This window comes from Stenotrophomonas sp. YJH_SMC_4 (assembly GCF_059371575.1).
In genome coordinates, this window is the sequence record NZ_JCAFUR010000001.1 from 369769 (window position 1) to 392105 (window position 22337).

20 protein-coding genes and 1 tRNA gene are annotated in these 22337 nt (G+C 65.2%); 8 read left to right on the forward strand and 13 right to left on the reverse strand.

Features of this window, described 5'->3' with window-relative positions; all coding sequences use genetic code 11:
- Positions 1-244 precede the first annotated feature (244 nt).
- The 4 genes from cyoD to cyoA are packed head-to-tail and all read right to left on the reverse strand — an operon-like array spanning position 245 to position 4261.
- Entirely contained in the window at positions 245-586 is a 342-nt protein-coding gene (cyoD, locus tag AC5P9F_RS01760) for a cytochrome o ubiquinol oxidase subunit IV (RefSeq protein ID WP_005408584.1), read from the reverse strand.
- The gene (cyoC, locus tag AC5P9F_RS01765; RefSeq protein ID WP_005408583.1) at positions 586-1224 is read right to left on the reverse strand and encodes a cytochrome o ubiquinol oxidase subunit III; all 639 of its coding nucleotides are present in this window, start codon (positions 1222-1224) and stop codon (positions 586-588) included. Before cyoC ends, cyoD begins: the two co-directional genes overlap by 1 nt.
- Positions 1221-3218 carry a cytochrome o ubiquinol oxidase subunit I gene (gene cyoB / locus AC5P9F_RS01770; protein ID WP_005408582.1) on the reverse strand — a complete coding sequence of 666 codons (1998 nt, stop codon included), beginning with the start codon at positions 3216-3218 and terminating at the stop codon, positions 1221-1223. The genes cyoC and cyoB overlap by 4 nt, the downstream gene beginning before the upstream one ends.
- Before the next feature lie 2 nt (positions 3219-3220).
- Positions 3221-4261, reverse strand: coding sequence for a ubiquinol oxidase subunit II (cyoA, locus tag AC5P9F_RS01775; RefSeq protein WP_005408581.1), 1041 nt, complete (start codon positions 4259-4261; stop codon positions 3221-3223).
- A gap of 353 nt (positions 4262-4614) precedes the next feature.
- Here cyoA and AC5P9F_RS01780 point away from each other — a divergent pair, with 353 nt between their 5' ends.
- The 3 genes from AC5P9F_RS01780 to AC5P9F_RS01790 are packed head-to-tail and all read left to right on the forward strand — an operon-like array spanning position 4615 to position 5960.
- Positions 4615-5226, forward strand: coding sequence for a GyrI-like domain-containing protein (locus AC5P9F_RS01780; protein WP_274850109.1), 612 nt, complete (start codon positions 4615-4617; stop codon positions 5224-5226).
- A gap of 39 nt (positions 5227-5265) precedes the next feature.
- Positions 5266-5610 (forward strand): hypothetical protein, encoded by a 345-nt coding sequence (locus tag AC5P9F_RS01785; protein WP_062606749.1) that lies wholly within the window; start codon positions 5266-5268, stop codon positions 5608-5610.
- A gap of 23 nt (positions 5611-5633) precedes the next feature.
- Entirely contained in the window at positions 5634-5960 is a 327-nt protein-coding gene (locus tag AC5P9F_RS01790) for a hypothetical protein (RefSeq protein ID WP_005408578.1), read from the forward strand.
- A gap of 26 nt (positions 5961-5986) precedes the next feature.
- On the opposite strand, the gene AC5P9F_RS01795 is transcribed toward AC5P9F_RS01790, so the two are convergent.
- The 6 genes from AC5P9F_RS01795 to AC5P9F_RS01820 form a co-directional block, all read right to left on the reverse strand.
- Complete coding sequence (locus tag AC5P9F_RS01795) at positions 5987-6583, reverse strand: hypothetical protein (protein WP_062606747.1); 597 nt, start codon at positions 6581-6583, stop codon at positions 5987-5989.
- Positions 6584-6943 carry a TonB family protein gene (locus AC5P9F_RS01800; RefSeq protein ID WP_024957469.1) on the reverse strand — a complete coding sequence of 120 codons (360 nt, stop codon included), beginning with the start codon at positions 6941-6943 and terminating at the stop codon, positions 6584-6586.
- A complete protein-coding gene (locus AC5P9F_RS01805) occupies positions 6944-7894 on the reverse strand; it encodes an RHS repeat domain-containing protein (protein ID WP_024957468.1) in 951 nt (316 codons plus the stop codon).
- Positions 7895-8174: 280 nt separating this feature from the next.
- Positions 8175-8250 (reverse strand) — tRNA-Thr (locus AC5P9F_RS01810).
- A gap of 50 nt (positions 8251-8300) precedes the next feature.
- Complete coding sequence (locus AC5P9F_RS01815; protein WP_100438002.1) at positions 8301-9305, reverse strand: 2-hydroxyacid dehydrogenase; 1005 nt, start codon at positions 9303-9305, stop codon at positions 8301-8303.
- A 97-nt stretch (positions 9306-9402) separates the two neighbouring features.
- Positions 9403-12273 (reverse strand): autotransporter outer membrane beta-barrel domain-containing protein, encoded by a 2871-nt coding sequence (locus AC5P9F_RS01820; RefSeq protein WP_100438001.1) that lies wholly within the window; start codon positions 12271-12273, stop codon positions 9403-9405.
- Between the two features lie 256 nt (positions 12274-12529).
- On the opposite strand from AC5P9F_RS01820, the gene AC5P9F_RS01825 reads away from it, so the two are divergent.
- The 5 genes from AC5P9F_RS01825 to AC5P9F_RS01845 are packed head-to-tail and all read left to right on the forward strand — an operon-like array spanning position 12530 to position 18524.
- Positions 12530-13039: an RNA polymerase sigma factor gene (locus tag AC5P9F_RS01825; RefSeq protein WP_080052359.1), complete on the forward strand. Its 510-nt coding sequence runs from the start codon at positions 12530-12532 to the stop codon at positions 13037-13039.
- Positions 13036-14004 carry a FecR family protein gene (locus AC5P9F_RS01830; protein ID WP_049448433.1) on the forward strand — a complete coding sequence of 323 codons (969 nt, stop codon included), beginning with the start codon at positions 13036-13038 and terminating at the stop codon, positions 14002-14004. Before AC5P9F_RS01825 ends, AC5P9F_RS01830 begins: the two co-directional genes overlap by 4 nt.
- A gap of 14 nt (positions 14005-14018) precedes the next feature.
- Positions 14019-16805, forward strand: a complete 2787-nt coding sequence (locus AC5P9F_RS01835) for a TonB-dependent receptor (protein ID WP_164225585.1) — start codon at positions 14019-14021, stop codon at positions 16803-16805.
- Between the two features lie 46 nt (positions 16806-16851).
- Entirely contained in the window at positions 16852-17808 is a 957-nt protein-coding gene (locus AC5P9F_RS01840; RefSeq protein ID WP_164225586.1) for a hypothetical protein, read from the forward strand.
- Complete coding sequence (locus AC5P9F_RS01845; RefSeq protein WP_495231881.1) at positions 17805-18524, forward strand: hypothetical protein; 720 nt, start codon at positions 17805-17807, stop codon at positions 18522-18524. The genes AC5P9F_RS01840 and AC5P9F_RS01845 overlap by 4 nt, the downstream gene beginning before the upstream one ends.
- 82 nt (positions 18525-18606) lie before the next feature.
- Here AC5P9F_RS01845 and AC5P9F_RS01850 read toward each other — a convergent pair whose 3' ends face one another.
- The 3 genes from AC5P9F_RS01850 to ispH all read right to left on the reverse strand — a co-directional run bounded on the left by AC5P9F_RS01850 (position 18607) and on the right by ispH (position 22326).
- Positions 18607-19272: a lysoplasmalogenase gene (locus AC5P9F_RS01850; protein WP_065183109.1), complete on the reverse strand. Its 666-nt coding sequence runs from the start codon at positions 19270-19272 to the stop codon at positions 18607-18609.
- Positions 19269-21152 (reverse strand): M61 family metallopeptidase, encoded by a 1884-nt coding sequence (locus AC5P9F_RS01855; RefSeq protein ID WP_065183110.1) that lies wholly within the window; start codon positions 21150-21152, stop codon positions 19269-19271. Before AC5P9F_RS01855 ends, AC5P9F_RS01850 begins: the two co-directional genes overlap by 4 nt.
- A 223-nt stretch (positions 21153-21375) precedes the next feature.
- The gene (ispH, locus tag AC5P9F_RS01860) at positions 21376-22326 is read right to left on the reverse strand and encodes a 4-hydroxy-3-methylbut-2-enyl diphosphate reductase (protein WP_005408565.1); all 951 of its coding nucleotides are present in this window, start codon (positions 22324-22326) and stop codon (positions 21376-21378) included.
- Positions 22327-22337 lie beyond the last annotated feature (11 nt).

The following is a 22337-nucleotide window of genomic DNA, read 5'->3' on the forward strand; positions in this document are numbered from 1 at the left end:
CCTGTGCCGGCCATGCCGGGTGGGATGAGGCCGATGGCTTTGGGGTCGGATCCCTGGCCGCAGGCAAGGGCTCTGACCCCATCCACGCATGGCGTGGATCCTGGTAGAGCCGGCCGCTGGCCGGCTTCCCGTAATTGCCGGCCAGCGGCCGGCACTACCACCGCGCGTGCCATTCCCGGCGGGCGCGACAAACAAAAAAGGCCGCCCGAGGGCGGCCTTTCTGCGTGGCAACGTCGCGCGGACGTCAGTGCATCATGTGCACGTTCATGTTGTGCATGACCCACAGGGTACCGACCACGATGATGCCGATCACCACCACGGTGAAGGCCGCAGCGTTGACGTTCCAGCGGCTTTCCGAAGAACGGTCCAGGTGCAGGAAGAACACCAGGTGGACCAGCATCTGCAGCACCGCGGTGATGGCGATGACCACACCGTTGACGGTGCGCGAGAAATCACCCGACATCACCATCCAGAACGGGATGACGGTCAGCACCACCGCCAGCACGAAGCCGATCAGGTACGACTTCACGGTGCCATGGCTTTCGCCGCCGGTGCCGTGGTCGTGTGCATGGTTGTCATGTGCCATTACAGGGCTCCATTGAGATAGACGACGGAGAACACGCCGATCCAGATCAGGTCCAGGAAGTGCCAGAACAGGCTCAGGCACGCCATGCGGGTCTTGTTGGTCGGGGTCAGGCCGTACTTCTTCAGCTGCACGAACATCACCAGCAGCCACAGCAGGCCGGCGCTGACGTGCAGGCCGTGGGTACCGACCAGGGCGAAGAACGCCGACAGGAAGGCACTGCGGTCCGGACCGTAGCCCTGGTGGATCAGGTGCTGGAACTCCCACACTTCCATGCACATGAAGCCGAAGCCCAGCAGCCAGGTGATGCCCAGCCACAGGTACATCTGGCCCATCTGCTTGCGGTGCATGGCGATCATGCCCAGGCCGAAGGTCAGCGAGGAGGTCAGCAGCAGCGCGGTTTCCCATGCCACGAACGGCAGTTCGAACAGGTCCTTCGCGGTGGGGCCACCATCGGTGCCGCCTGCCAGCACCACGTAGGTGGCGAACAGCGAGGCGAAGATGAGGCAGTCGCTCATCAGGTACACCCAGAAACCGAAGACGGTGTTGCCGCCGGTGTCGTGGTGCTCGTGGTCGTCATGGCCATGGGCCGCCGCATGCGCGGCGTGCCCGTGGCTCAGGGTCGAGGTATTGGTGCTCATGCCTTCAGCTCCGACTTCACCAGGCCCTGGGCTTCCAGGTGCTTGCGGTGTTCGTTCTCGATGCGTTCCACCTCGGCGGCCGGGACCCAGTAGTCCACGTCCTGGTCGAAGGTGCGGTAGATGAACGTGGCGATCATGCCGACGAAGCCGACGATGGCCAGCCACCAGATGTGCCAGATCATCGCGAAGCCGAACACCAGGCTGAAGGCACCGATGACAACGCCTGTGCCGGTGTTGCGCGGCATGTGGATGTCGGTGTACTTGGCCGGCTTCGGCCAGGCTTCACCACGCTGCTTGCGCTCCCAGAAATCGTCCAGTTCGGTGACTTCCGGCAGGGTGCCGAAGTTGTAGAAGGCCGGCGGCGAAGAGGTTTCCCACTCCAGCGTACGGGCATCCCACGGGTCGCCGGTCAGGTCGACGGTCTTCTTGCGGTCGCGGATCGACACGGCCACCTGGATGATCTGGCACAGGATGCCGGCACCCACGATGAAGGCACCTGCGGCGGCGATCAGCAGCAGCGGCTCGTAGGCCGGGTTGACGGTGCTCTGCAGGCGACGGGTCATGCCCATGAAGCCCAGCACGTACATCGGCATGAAGGTCACGTAGAAGCCGATGAACCAGCACCAGAACGCGCACTTGCCCCAGAACTCATTGAGGCGGAAGCCGAACATCTTCGGCCACCAGTAGGTGATGCCGGCGAACATGCCGAACACCACGCCGCCGATGATGACGTTGTGGAAGTGGGCGATCAGGAACAGGCTGTTGTGCAGCACGAAGTCGATGGCCGGGATCGCCAGCATCACGCCGGTCATGCCGCCGATGACGAAGGTGACCATGAAGCCGATGGTCCACAGCACCGGGGTGGTGAAGTGCACGCGGCCGCGGAACATGGTGAACAGCCAGTTGAAGATCTTCACGCCGGTCGGGATCGAGATGATCATCGTCGTGATGCCGAAGAAGGCATTGACGTTGGCACCCGAGCCCATGGTGAAGAAGTGGTGCAGCCACACGATGAACGACAGCACGCCGATGCAGGCGGTGGCGTAGACCATGCCCTTGTAGCCGAACAGCGCCTTGCGCGAGAAGGTCGCGATGACTTCGGAGAACACACCGAACGCCGGCAGGACCAGGATGTACACCTCCGGGTGGCCCCAGATCCAGATCAGGTTGATGTACAGCATGGCGTTGCCGCCACCGTCATTGGTGAAGAAGTGCGTACCCAGGTAACGGTCCAGGGTCAGCAGCACCAGGGTGATGGTCAGCACCGGGAAGGCAGCGACGATCAGCACGTTGGTCACCAGGGCGGTCCAGGTGAACACCGGCATCTGCATCAGCTTCATGCTGGGGGTACGCATCTTCAGGATGGTGATGAAGAAGTTGATACCGCTCAGCGTGGTACCCAGGCCTGCGACCTGTAGACCCCAGATGTAGTAGTCCATGCCGACGCTTGGACTGTATTCGATGCCCGACAACGGTGGGAACGCCAGCCAGCCGGTGGCAGCGAACTCACCGATCCACAGCGACAGCATGATCAGCACAGCGCCCGACACGAACAGCCAGAAGCTGAGCGAGTTGACGAACGGGAACGCGACGTCGCGCGCACCGATCTGCAGCGGCACGGCCAGGTTCATCAGGCCGGTGATCAGCGGCATCGCCACGAAGAAGATCATGATCACGCCGTGGGCGGTGAAGATCTGGTCGTAGTGGTGCGGCGGCAGGTAACCCTCGGACCCGCCGACGGCGAGCGCCTGCTGGGTACGCATCATGATGGCGTCGGAGAAGCCGCGCAGCAGCATGACGAAGGCGACGATGAGGTACATCACGCCGATCTTCTTGTGATCCACCGAGGTGAACCACTCCTTCCACAGATAGCCCCACAGCTTGAACTTGGTGATCAGGGCCATGACGCCCAGGCCACCCAGCACCGCGCCGACCAGGGTGGTCAGCACGATCGGATCGTGGGGGATCGACTCAAGAGAGAGTTTTCCCAACATGTTCATTCTCCCGAACCCGCGTGGCCAGCATGGCCAGCGTGTTCGTGTTCGGTGGCATCCAGGTTTTCACCCGATTCCTTGGAATCATGCGCGTCACTGGGGGCATGCCCCTCGTGCGCTTCATGGCTGGCGGCATCGGCAGCGGCGGCACCGGCGTGCGAGTGCTTCATGCCGTAATGCTTGTTGTCGCCCATGTGCTTGGCGATGACCCAGTCGAACAGGCCTTCTTCGGTCTTGCCGAAGTAGGTGACCGGATACCACTCGGCGTTGCGTGCTTCACCCAGGGCCTTGAACGAGGCCTTGTCCAGGGTCTGCTCACCGGCACGGACCTGGTCCAGCCACTGACGGTATTCGGCATCGGTGACCGAGTAGGCGGTGAAGTGCATCTTGGCAAAGCCTGCGCCGCTGTAGTGCGAGGACATGCCCGGGAATTCACCGGTCTCGTTGGCGATCAGGTGGAGCTTGGTCTCCATCGCAGCCATCGAGTAGATCATGCTGCCCAGGTGCGGGATGAAGAAGGCATTCATCACCGAATCGGACGTGATCTTGAAGTTCAGCGGCGTGTTGACCGGGAACTTGATTTCGTTGACGACCGCCACCTTCTCTTCCGGATAGATGAACAGCCACTTCCAGTCCAGCGAGATCGCCTCGATGGTGACCGGTTTGACGTCCGATTCCAGCGGACGATACGGGTCCAGCGCGTGCGACGAACGCCAGGTCAGGACCGCCAGCACCAGCACGATCATGCAGGGAATGGACCACACCACCACCTCGATCGCCGTCGAGTGGGACCACTTCGGCTCGTAACGGGCCTTGGTGTTGGAGGCGCGATACTTCCACGCGAAGGTCAGGGTCATGATGATGACCGGGATGACGACCAGCAGCATGAGCACGGTGGCCGTGATCAGCAGGGTCTTCTCATCCTGGCCGATCTGGCCCTTCGGACTGAGGATGGCCACGGCATCGCAGCCGGTGAGCATCACCAGCAACGACAGCAGCAGGCCCGGGCGCAACCAGCGCCCAAGGGTTTTCAACGGAATCATCGGTCGATCCAATTGCGAGGGAATGCCGTTCCCCGTCCTGCCTGTTCCGGCCAAAGCCGGTCCCACCGGTCCGGAAGACAGGTAGGGAGGTGGGTCGAGTCAGCCTTTCAATTTTAGGCCGTCACCCACCATTTAAGAAAGGCATTGACATTGATCGAGCGCAGGAAAGGCCCGATTCTGGCTGCGACACGTTGTCGCACCGCGCGGGCATGACGGGGCGCATGACCCAGGGCGGCATTCCGGCCCTGGACGTTCGCGGGCCGTTCGCCCTCGTTCGGCAAAGTCACCTGAATCGGTTCAGGCGTGCTGACGGGTGCCTAGCATGGGATGCTCGGCACAGGAGGAAGACCCCGATGGACAAGATCGACTTCAAGAAGCGCGACCGGGCACTCTATCACCCGCCCACCGCCCAGTTCGTACCGGTCGATGTACCGCCCCTGCCCTACCTGATGGTCGATGGCCGCGGCGACCCGAACACCGCCCCGGCCTACCTGCAGGCGGTGCAATGGCTGTACTCGGTGAGCTATGCATTGAAGTTCGCCCTGAAGGCCGGGGGCCAGGACTACGTGGTGCCACCGCTGGAAGCGCTTTGGACCGCCGAGGATCCGTCGAGCTTTGTGGCACGCCGCAAGGATGAGTGGAGGTGGACGGCGATGATCCGCACGCCGGATGGGATCAGTCCAGCGCAGTTGGAGGCTGCCATTGCCAAGGCGGCGAAGAAACTGGGCGACGTTCCAGCCAGCCTTCGCCACGAAATTCTCGAAGAAGGCCTCTGCCTGCAGACGCTGCATGTAGGCGCCTACGATGACGAGGGTCCGGCCCTGGCCCATCTGCACGACGAACTGATGCCCGCACTGGGTTACACCTTTGCCGGCCCCCATCATGAGATCTACCTGAGCGACCCGCGCAGGACCGACGCGGCGCGGTTGAAGACCGTGCTGCGGCAGCCCGTCCGCGCGGAATGACCGCCTGCGAGCACCGCTCTGACAAGGAGCAGAAGATTCATGCCCCTGATTGATCGTTTACTGCGCTGGACCACCCTGCCCACCGGGCGCCGCGCCTTCGCGCTGCTGTGCAGCGTGTTGTTGCTTGTACTGGCCTGCAATCCCGACCTGCTGCCGCTGCTGTCGCTGATCGATGCACTGGGGATGGATGTGGTGATGTTGCTGCTGGCTGCACAGGTAACGGTGGTACTGCCCTGGCTGCGGGAACGCGCCGGGCGATGGTTCCGGCTGGCCATGCGGATCGCGGCCGGGGTGCTGGCCGGGGTGATCGGCGGCTATCTGCGGCAACTGGTGATGCTCGTGCTCATCAGATCCGGCACCTGCTGCGCTATATATAGGGCTTGATGCCCCGGGCCTGCAGGGAAGACATGAAACAGCTCGCTATCACACTCGGTGCACTGCTGCTGTCCGGCAGCGCATGGGCCGATACACACCAGACCGGAAAAATCACCAAACTGGTTGTCGAATCCACGTTCGTTTCCGTGTGGCTGGAAGGCCAGCCCACCAACAACGAGTGTGCTTCCGACGGGCGCTGGACAATCGATCTTGCCAGCGACAAATCCGGACGGGAAAAGTACGCGGCCATCCTGTCGGCGGCGTCATCGCGGACACCGATCGGCTTCCACGCACTCACCAGCGAAGGTTGCGGCGTGTTCGGAGCAAAGAAGATCTACTATTTCGACCTTGCCTATTGAGACAGCACTCCGCGCAGACGTGCTGCTCAGCGCCTCGGGGCCGGATCTGCGATGCAGACCTTCTCCCCAAGGCGCAGGGACTTGCCGTCCCCGTGCCCTGCCGATGAACGATCAAGCGGCCAAAAGCAGACACTGATACCGGAAAGGTCATTGCCATAGTCTTCGGGGATGCCGGTCATGGCAATGCCCATGACTTCATTCCAGCCCGGCGCGCCACACTTCAGGCAAGCTGCCGCGCTCGCCTTGGCTTTGCCTGGTGTCCATCGCGCGGGCGGAAGGCCCATTCGCCCGGCTTTCCATTCGACATACCGGGAATGGAAGCCAATTGAAAATCCACGCCCCATGTCCACCGTTGTCGTCGAGGCGTCTGCGGGAACCGTCGATTCAACCCGGATCGTCACCGGCCGGTCGGGCAACGTGGCTCCGACCTCAATGCAGTAGGTCGGCGCGCAGGCCTGCGGCACAGAGACAGGTGGCGCAGCGGATGCTGCAGCCGGCAGCGAGGCGGCCAGAATGACGACTGAAGAAGCAATCCGCATGATCATTTCCTCTTGTCGTCCTCGATGAGGGTCTTCAACACCTGCTCGCTGCCGTTGCTGTTTCAGCAGGTTGACCGGGCTCATTCAATCCAGACGTTGGAAATCGAATGTGACCTTCCTGGTGCAGCGGGATGGGACCGGAGGGAAACGCCACTTCGCCACGGCAACCAAGGCTGCGCGCTCATAAGCAGCATTGTCGACCCTCCCCCGGTCCAGCGCTTCAAACTGTGACCGCGTGATGACGGGATTTGTCACCCGCCCATCCTCTTCAACGACGACGGTCGCCACGACAGAGCCACGCACCTGCATCTCGGTCGCGGCGGAAACGACCGGCGCAATGGACTCCACCGGACTGCTTGCCGCCTGGCAAGGCCCAGGGAGCTCCTCACCGGCGCGACATGAGGCACTGGACAAGGCCAACGCAAGCATCAGAACGCGGTTCATTCAACACTCCCGATTGCTGGTGGGGGAGCAGACATTAACCGTGCCGTTCGTGTCGCTGTAGCTCTTCCGGGCAGGCTCCCCCAGCTCACGCGCGGCCCGGGTCTCCACCCCCGTAGCCCGCGCCTCCTCCGAAGATACGCCGACTCGGATCTGCATCACGCCGTTGCTCTCCGAGTTGGACTGTGGCGCAACAAGCGAAGCTTGGAAAGCGGACAATCCAACCCGATCATGCTGGGCAGCATGGCTCACCTCGTGACCGCCCCCCAGAGCAGGAGACTGGATCTCCCCGGAGGATTTGACGCGAAGTCCAGAGGTGACATCAATGCTGATGATTCTCTTGTTCTCGTCATATCCAAAATCACCATTGCGATTGAACTGTATGGTGTAGGTCTCATCGGATAGGAGAATCTGCTTCAGTTCAGAGCTGATGGTTTCTGACTTCATCCAATGGTTGAGCACGGCAGCACCATCACGCAGCGTCGCTCCGCCTTCAAATGCGTACTTGACGATTCGCCCATCTGGATCCGTGAACCTGTAAGGATTCCCGTTCGCATACCTATACCGGTTGAACTGCCCCACCGGCTGCTCATACGCCGTGACCGGATCAACCGACAGGAACACCCCCAACTGCGGATCCATGTAGCGCTGCTGCATGTAGATCAGGCCCGTTGCCGAGTCGCTCACGTGCCCGGTATACCCCGGCCCGTCCGTGACCTGACCACCGACCACGGCCCCGTAGGGCTCGTAGTCATAGCGCTTGATCACATTGCCGTTGGCATCGCTCTCAGCCACGACCGAGCCCAGGGCGTCAGTGTGGATGTACGTCACAGTGGTCTGGGCGATTGCGGATGGCGACAGACCAAGGCCGATCAGCAGCACACAACACAGCCAAGCGCCTGATGCCCCCAGCTTGCGAATTCGATCTCCACATCTCCTGAAGCGGGTAAACACGCCGCCTGCAGTTCCCCCGAACCTGCGCATCCTTCCAATCTCTGAAAGAGCCTTGAAGCAAGGCTGGGTATTCATAGCACAGGAATGACCGGCTGCAGTTGCCAGGTCAGGAACTGTGCAAGGAGCCATGCGCCTGGGAAGGCGGAGGGGCGGGTAGATCGCGAGGCTCAGAAATCGCGACCTGCCAGCCATGGGCTGGCACTTCTGGGGTTGCCGGCCAGCGGCCGGCACTACCAGAGCATAAAAAAAGCCCCGACCAAGGCCGGGGCTTTTCTACAACTGGTGCCGGAAACAGGAGTCGAACCTGCGACCTACGCATTACGAATGCGCCGCTCTACCAACTGAGCTATTCCGGCGGAGCCCGCGATTTTACGGGCTGGGCGCCCCGGCGGTCAATCCACCCGGCTCAGTCCGCCTCTACCCGGTTGGCACACACCCGCCCAGCCGCGAAATCCTGCAGGTTCCCCAGCGTGATCGCCGAGATCTCCTGCAGCGCCTCCACGGTGAAGAAGCCCTGGTGGCCGGTCACCAGCACGTTGGGGAAGGTCATCAGGCGCTGGAAGGCCTCGTCGTCGATGATCTCGCCGGACAGGTCCTGGAAGAACAGCGCGCTTTCCTGCTCGTACACGTCGATCGCCAGATGGCCGAGCCGGCGCGACTTCAGCCCGCGGATCACTGCATGGGTATCCACCAATCCGCCGCGCGAGGTATTGACCAGCATCGCGCCCGGCTTCATCCGCGCCAGCGAGGCGTCATTGATCAGGTGCTGGGTATCGGGCGTCAGCGGGCAGTGCAGCGAGACGATGTCAGCGCGCGCCAGCAGTTCATCCAGCGCCACCATCTCGCCGATACCTGCGAAGGCCGCCGACGGATACGGATCGTGCCCCAGCACCATGCAGCCCATGCCCTTGAAGATGCGCGCGGTGGCCAGGCCGATCTTGCCGGTACCGATGATGCCGACCGTGCGGCCATGCAGGGTGCGCCCGAGCAGGCCATCTAGCATGAAGTTGCCCTCGCGCACGCGGTTGTAGGCACGATGGGTCTGGCGGTTGAGGGTCATCACCAGCGCCAGTGCATGCTCGGCCACGGCTTCGGGCGAGTACGCCGGCACCCGCGCGACGAACAGGTCCAGCGCTTTCGCAGCGGCCAGGTCCACATTGTTGAAGCCCGCACAGCGCAGCAGCACGGCCCGCACACCCAACGCGTGCAGCGCGCGCAGCACCTGCGCATCCAGCCGATCGTTGACGAACACGCAGACCGCGGCGCAGTCCTGTGCCAGCGCTGCGGTATGCACATCCAGCGCGGCATCGAAGTAGACGAACGTGTAACCCTGCCCCGCCGCCTCACGCAGGTTGGCTTCGTCCAGGAAGCGACGGTCGTAGGGTCGGGCGCTGAAGACGGCGATCTGCATGGAAGAACCTGGATGGAATGCCATGCCGACCATACCGCAGCCACGCGTCCGTGGGGATGGCACCGGCGATGCGAACATCGCCGGTGCCCTGTGCCACTCAGAACTTGTAACCCAGCCCCAGCATCACGCCGTTCTGGATCTGCCCGTCACGACGCTCGCCCACGTAGTCGGCCATGATCGACAGGCGTTCGCTGGCGCGGCTGGTCACGCCCAGGTTCCAGGCCAGCACCTGCTCGCCCACGGCCTGGCTGCTTGCCCCGAACACCAGATCCGGTGCTGCGGCGAAGCCGGTGCTGTAGCGCGCCTGCGAGTCGCCCAGTTCCTTCTGCCAGACCACGCGGGCACGCGGGGTAATGCGCTCGCCGTTGTTGCCTTCGAAGGTCCTGAACAGCTGCAGGCCGGCGCCCACGCGGATGCTCTCCAGGCTGCCGCTGCGACCGACCAGTGCACCCGCACCCTGCCCTTCATTGAAGCGCGTGGCCGAGGTACGCGCGTAGTCCACCACCGGCAACAGCGGCTGGATCACCAGGCCCTTGCCCGTGGTGAATGAGAACGCGTGCTCCACCCGCGCGGAGATCGCATCGTTGCTGTACTTGGCACGCAGCGGCTGCTGCAGGCCATCGATACCGCTGACGCTGCGGCGGGTGTCGTGACGCAGGTCTGTGTAGCGCACCGCCGCCGACAGATAGCCGCGCGAATAGGTCGCGTCCAGGTAGCCGCCCACGTCCAGCGCGCGCACGTCACCACTGAAGTCGGAGCCGTCGCGGCCCTTGGTCGACATATCCGCCGCTGCCACGCTGACGCCCAGGGTGACGCGGTCATCGGCAACGCGGGTATCGGCGCCGACGACGATGCCGCCGATGTTATGGCTCAAGCCTGCCACGCCACCGTCGGCATCGATGCGGCCGTGGCTGGCGAAACCGCGCGCCCACAGGCCACGGTTGCGACCAAAGCCACTGCCTTCACCGCCACCCGCCGCCGGCTCGACCAGATGCATGGCCAGCTGGTTGAACAGGCTGCCGTGGCGCATGCCCGGCTGCGCCGACACCGATTGCGCGGCCTGCGAGGCCAGGCCGTCGGCATCACCGCCACTGCGCATCGCGGCCTGGTGCTGCTGCACCACGTTGCCGATGCTGCCCACCAATGCGTTGTCGGCCAGGCGCAGGGTCGCGTGCGCGTCACCGCGCAGGGCACCGGCCTGCTGTGCGATCACATCACGGTCGGCGAACTGCAGGGCGCCGAGCAGCGACTTCAGGCCACCATCCCTGCGATCGGAAGCAGTCGCCAGCGCGCGGCCCAAGCCATCGCCGGAAGTGCCGTTGGTGAACAGGCCCAGCTGGTCGAAACCCGGGTTGGCGGTCAGCCACAGGCCTTCAGCGGCCTGCTTCACGTTGAAACTCAGCAGCGAGTTGTGGCGCGGGCGGAACACTTCGCCGCCGGTGATGCTGGCGCTGTAGCCGGTGTCACCCAGGCGCACGACCTCTTCGAAGCCGCCCTGGTATATCGGGCCCTGCACCAGGTCACGGCGGAAGTCCTGGCCGTAGTAACCCTGCGCCACGTTCAGTTCGAGGAAGGCCCCTTTGGAGATCACCAGCGCGCCGTCGGTCTGCTTGCTGTCGAAGAAACTGCCTACGCGCAGGCGGCCACTGCCCGCCCCGCCGTTCTCGGTCACATCGAACAGCACCTTCCCGCCCGGCATGATGTTGACGTAGCCATGGGTGACCAGATCGCCGCCGCGCGGCATCAGGGTCCCGTACACGCGCAGGCGGTTGAAGCCGTCCTCGCGCCAGGACGGGCGGGTACCGCTGGCCAGCGCACTGAGATCCATAGCGGTGCCGGCCACGTCACCATTGCCGACCAGCATGCCTGCGCCCATTACCCGCACCTCCGAAGCGCGCAGGGCGCCGCCTTCCAGCGCGATGGTGCCGTTGTCGACCAGCATGAAGTCGGCACCGGTGGTCGCGGAGGTCCGCCATGTCGCGCCGTTGGTCACGCGGATCACGCCCATGGAGTTGTCCAGCGTGGACACATCCAGGTCGCCCAGGCGCAGCTTCGACAGCAGCAGGGCCTTGTATGTGGGATCGTTCTGGTAGTCCTGTACCGAGTTCGCGCCGATGCCCTGCGGACCATTGCTGGAGGCGTTGTAGATGCTCTGCGCCAGGTTGATGTAGCTGGACTGCCAGTTGGTGTTCCAGCGCGCGAAGTCATCATCGACGAAGGTCTGCAGCTGGCGACCGGTGCGCAGGTAGCCCGGGTTGATGTCGCCGCTCACGTTGGCGGTGACATTCAACGTATCGCCCGGATCGCGGTAGCCCTTGGCGGTGATGACCCTGTTGCTGTAGATGTCCTGCCCCGGGAACGACTCCAGCTTGCTGCCGCTGCCATCAGGATCGAAAGTGACCGAGGCACCCGTGGTGCGCGCCGGATCGCGGAACACCAGCAGGCCGTTGGGCTGCACGACTTCATACATGGCCTTGTGCAGCAGCCCGGCATCGATGCCACCGCCGTAGTTGCCGGTGTAGATCTGGGTCATCCGCGGCGACGGCGTGTAGATCACTTTGCCGCTGTTGCTGGCCGCGTGGATCTGTACCGAATCGACGATCGGCAGATCACCGGCCAGATAGCGTTCGACGCCACCGGACTGCATGATCGAGCAGGACGAAATGCAGTGGCCGGACACGATGGTGTTCAGGCCGGACGTGCGGATCACGCCCTGCAGCCACTCGCCGGCGATCAGCGCGCCACCATTGGAGGTGCGCAGCACCACTTCGCGGATCGGCCGGCCCTCGGCCTGTGCCTTGGCCAGCAACGCGGGCAACGACACCACATCGGCGTAGGTCACCCCGCCGCTCAGGAAGATGCGATCCCCCTGCACGTGATAACTCATTGCCATGACGTCATCAGCCGCCGCGATGGCGCCAACGGCGATCAGCCCGGCCAGGGCCAGGCTCAACTTCGAATGCTTCATACGTTCTCTCTCTCCACCCGCAACACGCGGGTAAGGAGTCAAACGGCAAAGCGCCGGAATCTCCCCCAGCCCGGTCGGCCGGAAAAAATGAATGCATTCACAATGAGAGAGGGGGCACCACACACTCTTCCCCATCCGGTCATCGTCGCGTAAAACTCGAAGGCGCACCCGTCAACGTCAGCCGAGGCCAGCCCTGTCCGTTCCGTCCCCCCTGATCCACCACGCGCCGGAGCCACCCGCGCCTGCGGACGCCTTCATCGCGTTCGTACGCGAGGAACGCGCGCCACTGTGCGCGTTCCTGCGCACACGGGGCGTCGGGCCGGAGGATGCAGAGGACATCGCGCAGGACTGCATGGAGCGGCTGATCCGCTATCGCGCGCACGGCACCGACGAACTGCGCCTGCTGCTGTATCGTATCGCGCGCAATCGCCTGGCCGATCGCGGCCGATCGCCGCAGTCGCGACCGCACCTGTCACTGGCCGAGCATGATGGTCACGACGAGCCCACCAGCCCGTCGCCGGACCCCTTGCGCCAGGCAGAGTCCGGGCAGATGTTGTCCCTGCTGCGGCAGGCCCTTTTCAAATTGCCCGAGCGTGCGCGCGAGGTGTACCTGCTCAACCGGATCACCGGCATGAGCTATACGCAGATCGCGCGGCACTGTGGAATTACAGCCAAGACCGTGGAAAAACACATCGCCCGCGCCCTGCAGGGCCTGCGCCAGGAGTTGGGACCGGATCCGCTGCACAACGACGGGGATACCGAATGAGCAGCCACCGGCACACGGAAGACGCCTCGCTGTTCGCACGCGCCAGCGCCTGGGTAGCGCGGTTGGAGGCCCCGGACTGCACCCCTGCCGAACGCGAGTCGTTCGAAGACTGGCTGGCTGAAGACCCTGCCCATGTCAAAGCCTGGGCGCAGGCCGAAGATCTTTTCCAGCAAGGCCAGGGCCTGGCTGCGGACCCATGGCTGCGGACGGCTGCGGCGCGTGCGGCACGGCCTGCCCGACGCCGCTGGCTGCCTGCTGCGGCCGCGGCCGCTGGCATCTGCCTGGCCATCGGCGTGGGCTGGATGGTAGCGGTGGATGGCAACCCAGCCCCGCAGCGCTTTGCCAATGACACGCATCAGGCGCAGCGGCTGACCCTGCCCGATGGCAGCGTAGCCATGCTCGATGCCGGCACGACGCTGCACGCACGCTTTGGCTGGCGCCACCGCGAGCTGGACCTCGAACGCGGCCGCCTGCAGTTGCAGGTCGCGCCATCGAACAAAGCACTGCAGCTGCGCGCCGGCACCAGCACCATCCGCGATATCGGCACCACCTTCCAGGTCGAGCGCCTGCACGATGGCCTGGTCGAGGTCGCGCTGCTGGAGGGTGCGGTGGAAGTCAGCAACGGCGCCGCCCAGCACACCCTGGCCCCTGGCCAGCAACTGCAGGTACTCCCCTCCGGGCGCATCCAGCCCGGCCCAGCGTTGTCCTCCACGGCAGCCGCCGAGGGCTGGCTGCGTGGGCAGCTGGTCTTCGATGCCACCCCGCTGTCGATCGTGGTCGAACGCATGAACCGCTATGGCCATGCACCGCTGGTGATCGCCGACCCGGAGATCACCGATCTGGCAGTCAGCGGCACGTTCCGCGCAGGCGACGCACAGGAGTTGCTATCCGCGCTGGAACTTGGCTGGTCCATTGCTGGCCAGACGCGCCCGGATGGCGCGCTGGAACTGCGCCGCACGTACTGAGGAGGCCTGCGGTGATGGCAGGACCAGGCGCGCTGCAGTGGGGGCTGCTCCGCCCCCTGCTGTGCCTGGCGCTGCTGGTCGCCGCGCCGCCTGCCGCCCTCGCAGGCGATCCGGCTGCCACCCACGACTACCGCATCAACGCTGGCCCGTTGCCCTCGGCATTGCAGCAATGGGCACGGCAAAGCGGCATCGCTCTGGTGTTCGATGCCCGGGAACTGGCGGGGCTCCATGCCAACGGCACCCATGGCCAGGCCGATCCAGCATCGGCCCTGAAACAGCTGGTCGCCGGCATGCCGGTGACCATCCTTCGAACACCGTCCGGTGGCTTCGTGGTCCGCCGCATCCGCGTCGCGCCCGCCGTCGCGCCGCCGGTTCCGGCAACGGTGGCGCCGCGCCCGCGCATGCCCCCGCAGTCGCCCCCCCAGGTGGACCTGGCGCCGATCCATGTCACCGGCAGCCGGTTGCCGCGCACCTCCGTGCAGACCACCCTGCCGGTGACCACGATCGATCGCGCAGACATCCTGCGCAGTGGCTACGGCAGCCTGTTCGACCTGCTGCGACACCTGCCCGGCATGAACGGGCTGCCAGCGATGAGCAGCGCACGCAGTGGCGATTCGCAGTACCTGCCTGTCGGTGCAGCCGCCACCACCAGCCTGGATGGCATGGGACCGCGCGCCACCCTGTTCCTGGTCAATGGCCGGCGCCTGCCCCGTTATCCAATGGTGTCCCTGGAACAGGGCGGGCTCACCGACCTGGGCGGCATTCCACTCAGCTTTGTCGAACGCATCGAACTGGTGCGCGGCGGTGCATCGGCCATCTACGGTGCCGATGCCATGTCCGGCGTGGTCAACATCATCCTCCGCGACCAGGCCGACGGCCCGGAGGCAACGCTGCAGACCGGTCTGAGCAGTCGTGGCGACGCTGGCCAGTACCGCGTGCAGGCCGCCACCGGAGGCCTGCGCGGGAGCGGCGACCGCTGGTTCGCAGGCATCGACCTGCATCGCGTCGATCACCTGGCGGGGGACCAGCGTGACTGGCACGCCGAGACGTCGCAGTACCTGATCGGCGCCTTCCGCGATGGCGACTACTGGCCCGCGACGCGCTGCGACGGACCATTGAAACGACGCAATGGCGCCTGCTGGTTCGACAGTTCGCGCCCTCGTTCGCTTCAACCGGCCTCCGATACCGCCTCGGCCTATCTGCGCTACCGGCATGAGCGTGGCCAGGGACGCTACGTCTATGCCGAAGCCCGCGCCAGCCACAACCGGCAGCGTTTCGATCTGGGCCCGACCGCCGTCGCCCTCGGCCTGTACGGGTACACCTTCAACAGCGTCCTGCGCGAAGCCGGCAATGTGCGTCCCCAGGTCCGTGCCACCGACGCCGATATCACCCTGGGCATCGGCCGGGACCAGGGCAGCCACAGCTGGGACGCCGGCATCAGCGCGCAGCGCAGCGACGTCACCCTGGCCACGCCGGGCACCGTGCGCGCCGAACCGTTCATCGAGGCTGCGCAGTCGCTCAGGTTCCTGCCAGGCTTCGATGCATTGCCCGCCGATGAAGCCACTTCGCTCTTCCCATCGATCCGCAACCGTGGACTTACCGAGCAGTGGCAGGGCTGGTGGGGCATACAGCGCGCATTGATGCCGATGCGGGGCGGTAATGCGCAGCTGGCTACCGGCATCGATCTGCGCCATGAACGCTGGACGTCGCACCCGGACACCCTGCTGAGCCAGGGCGATCTGGCACTGGGGCTGCCGCAGCAGCAGCGGCGCCTGTCGCGGCAGAGTGGCGGCGCGTATGCGGAACTGGGCCTGCCACTCACGTCGGAACTGCGCATGGACCTGGCCGCGCGCTGGGACTACGACGGCGACTACACGGCATTCTCGCCCCGTGCCGGCCTGCGCTGGACGCCAACACCGCACTGGTCGTTCCTGCTGGCCAGCGGCCGCGGCTATCGCGCGCCCAGCCTGTTCGAACAGCGCCGCCCGCCAGGACAGTTCGGCACCCTTACCCTGCCCGTCTCAAGCGCACTGCCACCTTGTGCACAGAGCGAGCCGGACGGCCGCTGCGTGGTCACTGCGGATGTGGAGGAGAACAACGCGCTCAAGGCCGAGAGCTCACGCAGCCATTCACTGGCGGCGACCTGGTCACCCAGCGATGCGTTCTCGCTTTCGCTGACCCACAACATCGTCGAGCTGCGCAACGAGATCCTCGCGCTGCAGCCGGCCGATGCCGTGTGGAACCGTGACACCTGGCAATTGGATGAGGATGGCAACCTGAGCAGCCTCCGCCTGTCGTTCGACAATATCGGCCGCACCACTTCCCGCAACTGGGTGCTGCGTGGCGAATACCGGGTCGACACCGGCAGCACCGGCCAGTGGTTGTTCTCGCTGGACGCGCTGAAGCAGCAGGAGCTGCGCCGCCGTCGGGACCACGAGCCGGCGATCGACCTGCGCGGGCATGTCACGCCCGAGATGGCGGCGGTCCTCAACGTGCAATGGCAGAACAGCAACTGGGACATCGCCCTGCGCGGCAACCAGGTGGGCCGCACCCGCGCATGGCTGCCCGGCGCCGAGTGCCCGCAGCGGCAGATCGAACAGAACCACTGCATGAATCCGCGCCAGCTGCGCTGGAACCTGCACCTGGCGCGCCGCCTGGGCACACGCGTCATCGCGGCGCTGGACGTGCACAACGTGCTTGATGCGCAACCGGTGAACTACCTGGTCGGCAATGGTGGGCAGTTGCCGGGGCTGGACGATCCACTGGGTCGCTACTACCTGCTTACCCTGCAGTTCCGCTGAGCGTAGTACGCTACGCGGCCTGTTCCACCGGTCTGCCACCTTCCCCATGAAAGCCTATCTCTGGTTCTGGGGCGCGTTCCTGCTGTTCTTCGCGTTGCCCTTCCCCTGCATCCTCTATTTCGGAACCTCCTGGCCGGTGGCGCTGGCTGATCGCAGCGCGCCATGGCTGTCCCTGCTGCTGCTTGTGCTGTCGCTGGCTGCATGGCTCTCTCTGCTGTTCGCGTTCCTGCATTTCCTGCTGCTCGGCCCACCGCGCGCCCTGCATCGCGTCCGCTCGATCCTCGCCGATGGCGAACCGCGCGATGCGCTGATCGAACATGCTGAACAGACCGGCGTACAGGTGCGTGGCTTCGCGCAATGGAAACTGCAGCTGTCCTTCAAGAACCTGTCCGGCACGCCGATCCGCGAACAGCTGCTGGTGGTCGACAGCAAGCCGCAACTGCAGCGCTTCGGCGTCGGCAGGCACGTCGATGCACGCCTGAGCCGGGTGCCGGGCGCGTTCCCGAACGTGGTACTGGACGGTGCCCAGCCCGAACTGGATGTCGCCAGCCTGTGGCGGCGAAGCATCGGCGCAGCGCTCTGCATCGTCCTGGTAGCCGCTGCCTATGTGGCGGCCTACCGGCTGCAGAGCGAGGGCCTTGGCTGGACCTTCCTGTCCTTCGGCCACCCGCTGCTGGTGTGCCCGCTGGTGCTGTGTGGGTACATCTTGGGGCTGCGCCTGCTTGGCCGCCTGCTGCAGGCTGATGCGCGCGGCGACGCGTTGAAGTACCGCGGCATCGGCGTTGAGGCCAGGGTGCTGAAGGTGCGTCAGACCGGCACCTACCTCAACGAACAGCCGCAGGTGGAGTTCCAGCTGGAGTACACCGATCGCGACGGCCGCGTACAGCAGGTGAGCGTGCGCCGCTTCATCCCGCTGATCGATCTAGCCAACATCCCGCGCGAAAACGTGACCCTGCTGTACGACCCGGATGACCGTGGCAACGTGCGCCTGGAGGGCGTATGAAACAGCCGCCCTCCACCCACACCGTGTTCCTGGTACTGCTGCTGGTTCTGGCGGGCGTGGCCATTGCCGGCGGCACCCTGCAGACCATCAGCGAAACGCTGGGGCATTCGGTACAGCCGGACCGGTTGCCACCCTCCGTCTCGTCTCAGTCGCCGCGCGAGCAACCCGCATCGCTTGTGCCGTCCCCGGCCGCCTTCCCCGCGGCGAGTACCGCTGCGGCGCCCGAACGCAACAATCGCCTGTTCGATGCGGACTACCTGCAGGCTGCGCGCCAGGCACTGGAGCAGCTGCCGGCACTGGCCGGCCAGAGGCTGACGGTGTTCCATAGCATCCACTTCTACGACGATGGCCGCATCAACCTCGATCTGGTTGACCCGCAACAGCCGGGCCACGTCGACAGCTACCACTTCGAACGTGGCCAGTGGCGCAAGGGCAATCCGGTGAACCCGCAGCAGTTCGCGCCGACCATCAGCCTGCAGCGCAGCAGCACACCCCTGGCCAGCATCGATTTCGAGGCCGTGCCGCGCGTGGCGCAGGCGCTGCAGGAACAACGCAACGCGCTGCAGAACCCCGCATCCGAAGTCGGCCACGTCTACGTGATCGTGCGCAAAGGCGGCAAGCTGGTGTGGCTGCCGGATGACGTCGCCGGTGACCGCGAATCCGTGCGCCTGCAGTTCGATGCGCAGGGCACCCTGCGCGGCGTGAACCGCCGATAGGCCACACAAAAAGGGGACGGAGGGGATTAAGTCGCATGTGCCTTGGTGCGGATTGCGACTTAATCCCCTCCGTCCCCTTTTTCTATTTCACCGAGCGGGCGATTGCGTACTGCGCGCCGTAGTACGTGGACAGCACCAGCAGGCTGGCCAGCGGCAGACCGCCGGCGAAGCGGTCCCAGGCCAGCAGTGAATCGCTGGCGACGAACAGCAGCGCACCGGCGGCCGCCCAGCGCGCGCTGCTGGCTTCCACGGCAGCGGGCTGTGGCCGGCGCCACTGGCGTGCCAGTGCCAGCACCGCCATCGAGGCCAGCACCACCACATACGCCAGCACCGGCGCACGCATCGGTGCAGGCAGGTGCGGCCACAGGCCAAGTACGTTGAGCACGGCAAACGTCGCCAGCAGGACGCTGGCCGCCAACAGCCCACGTCCCGCACGCAGGCCGTCGCGGAAGGCCACGATGTAGCAGAGGTGGGCCAGCAGGAACGCAACCAGGCCCGGCACGAACGCATCCATCGGCAGCATCAACGCGATGTCACCCACGCACGACAGCAGCATGCCGGCCAACACCGCGCGTCGATAGAACGGCTGCGCGGGATCATGCACGCGCCAGACGATGGCAGCGATCAGCAGCGTGGTGGTCGGCTTGGCCAGCCAATGCAGCCAGCGCCCGTCACCGTGCAGGAAGGCACCGATGATGGCCAAGATCGCCATCAGCAGGATCACGCCATCGCGGGCGCGCGGCTTCATCGCGCCTTCCACAATTCTGCGAGGCGGTCAGGCTTGCCGGCGATACGCTCCAGCACCGGGTACTGCAGGCCACCGTGGTAGGCGATGCTCATCGTTTCGATGCGGTCGAACTGCTTCACCAGCAGCACGATCGGCGCCTTGTCCTTCGCTGCCGCAGCCACCGCGTCCTTCAAGCGCTGGCTGCTGTACTCACGGCCGCCAACCGCGATCACCTTCATGCCCGGTGCAAGACCGGCGTTGAACGCCGGGCTGTCCCAGATCACATCGCCGACCGTACCGCTGTCGAGTACGGTCGCGCCCAGCGAATAGGCCAGCAATGCCGCCTTGGCGCGTTTTTCCTGTGCCTTGTAGGCGTCGTTCGGCGTATCGCGGTAGACCAGCTTCCAGCCCGCCAGCTCCAGGCCGCCGGTCAACGAACCGTGGCCGTCCAGGCGCCCGCGCAGGAACGTCGCCCAGTCGTACGGCGCGATGCCGTTCAAGGTCGCGACCACATCATCGAAGGTGTACGGGTTGACGTCCCAGTCGCCATTGCCGACGCCGAAGAACGCACGCGCGAAGTCGTCCAGGCTGCGGCGGTTGCCGCTCAGTTCGCGCAGCTTGCCCTCCACTTCCAGCCACAGCATCTGGCCGCCGGAGTAGTAGTCCTCGCTCATCTGGTAGTTGCGGTAGGGCAGCGTGCGGCGCTGGGCGATGGTCGGATCGTTGGTAGTGTCCTGCAGCGGCCGCCAGGCCAGGCCCGGTCGGCCACGGTCGTAGGTCGCGGCCACATTGGCCAGCATGTCGCGCGCCTGCGCGGTCGACCACAGCCCCGAACGCGCCGCCAGCACCTGGCCCCAGAACTGGGTCTGGCCCTCGTACACCCACAGCAGGCTGTCGCCCATCGGCACGTTGAAGTTGGCGGTGGCCAGGTCGGCGCCGCGACGGTACTTGCCGTTCCAGGAATGCGTGTACTCGTGCGGCAACAGATCGCGCATCCACGCGTTGCTGTCCCACTCGATGAAGTAGCCCGGGTCAGCGCTGTTCTCGCTGGAACGGTGATGCTCCAGGCCGATGCCACCGAGGCGGTCGGTCAATGCCAGCAGGAACTCATAGTGGTTGTAGTGGCGCGCACCGTAAAGCTTGTCGGCCTGCTGCACCAGCGCGCGATGCATGGTGATCTGCGCCTCGCTCGGCTTCAGTGATTTGGCGTCGTCGGCAAACACATTGAGGTGCACCGGCACCTTCGCGCCCGGGTCGAGATCGATGCGCTGGTAGTGCTCGCCGGCGAACAAGGGCGAATCGACCAGATGGTCATACGAGATCGGCTTGAACACCACGGTGTCACCGTCGCGCCGCGCGGTTTCCAGCGCGGTTGCGAACGACCAGCCCTTGGGCAGGGTCACGCTGGCCTGCGCCTGCAGGTTGCGTGCATCGACGCCGGCCGGATACAGCGAATTGGCGTTCCACTGCAGGTTGAGCATTTCCGGGGTCATCACCACCCGGCCCTGGCTGCCGCCCTGCGAGGACAGGAAGTCGAAGTGGGCGACGATCTCGCTCACGCCCTCGGGCACGTTCACCTTGAACGCATAGACGTTGAACTGGTCACGCTGCCAGGCCAGCGGCTTGCCGTTGGCGGTCACGCGCAGCCCGGCCAACTTGTCGATCGGGCCGGTGGGCGAATGGTTGCCGGGAATCCACTGCGGGTACAGCAGGGTCATCGGGCCGGGCTTGGCCGGCATCGTAGCGGTCACCTTGAAGATGCGCCGGGCCAGATCGCGCGCGTCGACATCGATGCGCAGCAGGCCGGGGGCCACCGCGTTCGCCGGTGGCGAGGTCTGCGCCAGTGCAGGCGTGGCCGCCAGCGCGAACAGCAACGACATCGCCAAGGCTCGGGTCTTCATCGGGCAGGTTCCAACAGCGGAGAATCTTCCGATGCTAGGCCTGTAACGTGCCCTGCCCCATGGCCAAAGGTCATGGGCGGGCCGCCCATCCTTGCGTGCGAAAAAGCGTGCGAACCAAGGTTCGCACCCACCTTGTGCTGGTTTGCACCCACCGTGTGCCAGTTCGCACCCACCAGAGCAGTTCCAGTAGATCCACGCCATGCGTGGATGAGGCGCTTCCCGGTCAGTCGACCAGGCGCAGGCGCAGTTCCTTCGGCAGCGCGAACACCATCGATTCCGGTTCGCCGTCCAGCTCGCCCACGCCGGTGGCGCCCAGTTCGGCCAGGCGCGCCAGCACGCCATCGACCAGCACCTGCGGTGCAGAGGCGCCGGCGGTCACGCCGATGTGCTGCTTGCCTGCCACCCATGCCGGGTCGATCTCGTGCGCGCCGTCGATCAGGTACGACTCCACGCCCTCACGGCGGGCCAGCTCGCTCAAGCGGTTGGAGTTGGAGCTGTTCGGCGAGCCGACCACCAGCACCAGGTCGCAGCGCTTGGCCAGATCGCGCACGGCATCCTGGCGGTTCTGCGTGGCGTAGCAGATGTCGTCGTTCTTCGGGCCCTGCATCGCCGGGAAACGCTCGCGCAGCGCATCGATGATCCCGCGCGTGTCATCCACCGACAGCGTGGTCTGGGTGGTGTAGGCGAAGTTTTCCGGCTGGTTGATCTGCAGCGTGGCGACCTGCTCCACGTCCTCGACCAGGTAGATCTGCCCGGTACCGGCTTCGCGGTTCCACTGGCCCATGGTGCCTTCCACCTCCGGGTGACCGGCATGGCCGATCAGCACCACGTCACGGCCGGCACGGCAGTGGCGGGCGACCTCGAAGTGGACCTTGGTCACCAGCGGGCAGGTGGCGTCGAACACCTTCAGGCCACGGCGCTCGGCTTCCTGGCGCACGGCCTGGGACACGCCATGGGCGCTGAAGATCACCGTGTTGTTGTCCGGCACTTCGTCGAGTTCCTCGACGAAGATCGCCCCGCGCTGCTTCAGGTCGTCGACCACGAAGCGGTTGTGCACCACTTCATGGCGAACATAGATGGGCGCGCCCAGCGTTTCGATCGCGCGCTTGACGATCTCGATCGCACGATCGACACCGGCACAGAAACCACGCGGGTTGGCGAGCAGCACATCCATCAGTTCAATCT

Excerpts from the sequence above, each read along its gene's own strand:
- cyoD (WP_005408584.1), bottom strand. The coding sequence starts at position 586 with ATGGCACATGACAACCATGCACACGACCACGGCACCGGCGGCGAAAGC.
- cyoC (WP_005408583.1), bottom strand. The coding sequence starts at position 1,224 with ATGAGCACCAATACCTCGACCCTGAGCCACGGGCACGCCGCGCATGCG.
- cyoB (WP_005408582.1), bottom strand. The coding sequence starts at position 3,218 with ATGTTGGGAAAACTCTCTCTTGAGTCGATCCCCCACGATCCGATCGTG.
- cyoA (WP_005408581.1), bottom strand. The coding sequence starts at position 4,261 with ATGATTCCGTTGAAAACCCTTGGGCGCTGGTTGCGCCCGGGCCTGCTG.
- AC5P9F_RS01780 (WP_274850109.1), top strand. The coding sequence starts at position 4,615 with ATGGACAAGATCGACTTCAAGAAGCGCGACCGGGCACTCTATCACCCG.
- AC5P9F_RS01785 (WP_062606749.1), top strand. The coding sequence starts at position 5,266 with ATGCCCCTGATTGATCGTTTACTGCGCTGGACCACCCTGCCCACCGGG.
- AC5P9F_RS01790 (WP_005408578.1), top strand. The coding sequence starts at position 5,634 with ATGAAACAGCTCGCTATCACACTCGGTGCACTGCTGCTGTCCGGCAGC.
- AC5P9F_RS01795 (WP_062606747.1), bottom strand. The coding sequence starts at position 6,583 with ATGAGCCCGGTCAACCTGCTGAAACAGCAACGGCAGCGAGCAGGTGTT.
- AC5P9F_RS01800 (WP_024957469.1), bottom strand. The coding sequence starts at position 6,943 with ATGAACCGCGTTCTGATGCTTGCGTTGGCCTTGTCCAGTGCCTCATGT.
- AC5P9F_RS01815 (WP_100438002.1), bottom strand. The coding sequence starts at position 9,305 with ATGCAGATCGCCGTCTTCAGCGCCCGACCCTACGACCGTCGCTTCCTG.
- AC5P9F_RS01820 (WP_100438001.1), bottom strand. The coding sequence starts at position 12,273 with ATGAAGCATTCGAAGTTGAGCCTGGCCCTGGCCGGGCTGATCGCCGTT.
- AC5P9F_RS01830 (WP_049448433.1), top strand. The coding sequence starts at position 13,036 with ATGAGCAGCCACCGGCACACGGAAGACGCCTCGCTGTTCGCACGCGCC.
- AC5P9F_RS01835 (WP_164225585.1), top strand. The coding sequence starts at position 14,019 with ATGGCAGGACCAGGCGCGCTGCAGTGGGGGCTGCTCCGCCCCCTGCTG.
- AC5P9F_RS01840 (WP_164225586.1), top strand. The coding sequence starts at position 16,852 with ATGAAAGCCTATCTCTGGTTCTGGGGCGCGTTCCTGCTGTTCTTCGCG.
- AC5P9F_RS01845 (WP_495231881.1), top strand. The coding sequence starts at position 17,805 with ATGAAACAGCCGCCCTCCACCCACACCGTGTTCCTGGTACTGCTGCTG.
- AC5P9F_RS01850 (WP_065183109.1), bottom strand. The coding sequence starts at position 19,272 with ATGAAGCCGCGCGCCCGCGATGGCGTGATCCTGCTGATGGCGATCTTG.
- AC5P9F_RS01855 (WP_065183110.1), bottom strand. The coding sequence starts at position 21,152 with ATGAAGACCCGAGCCTTGGCGATGTCGTTGCTGTTCGCGCTGGCGGCC.
- ispH (WP_005408565.1), bottom strand. The coding sequence starts at position 22,326 with ATGGATGTGCTGCTCGCCAACCCGCGTGGTTTCTGTGCCGGTGTCGAT.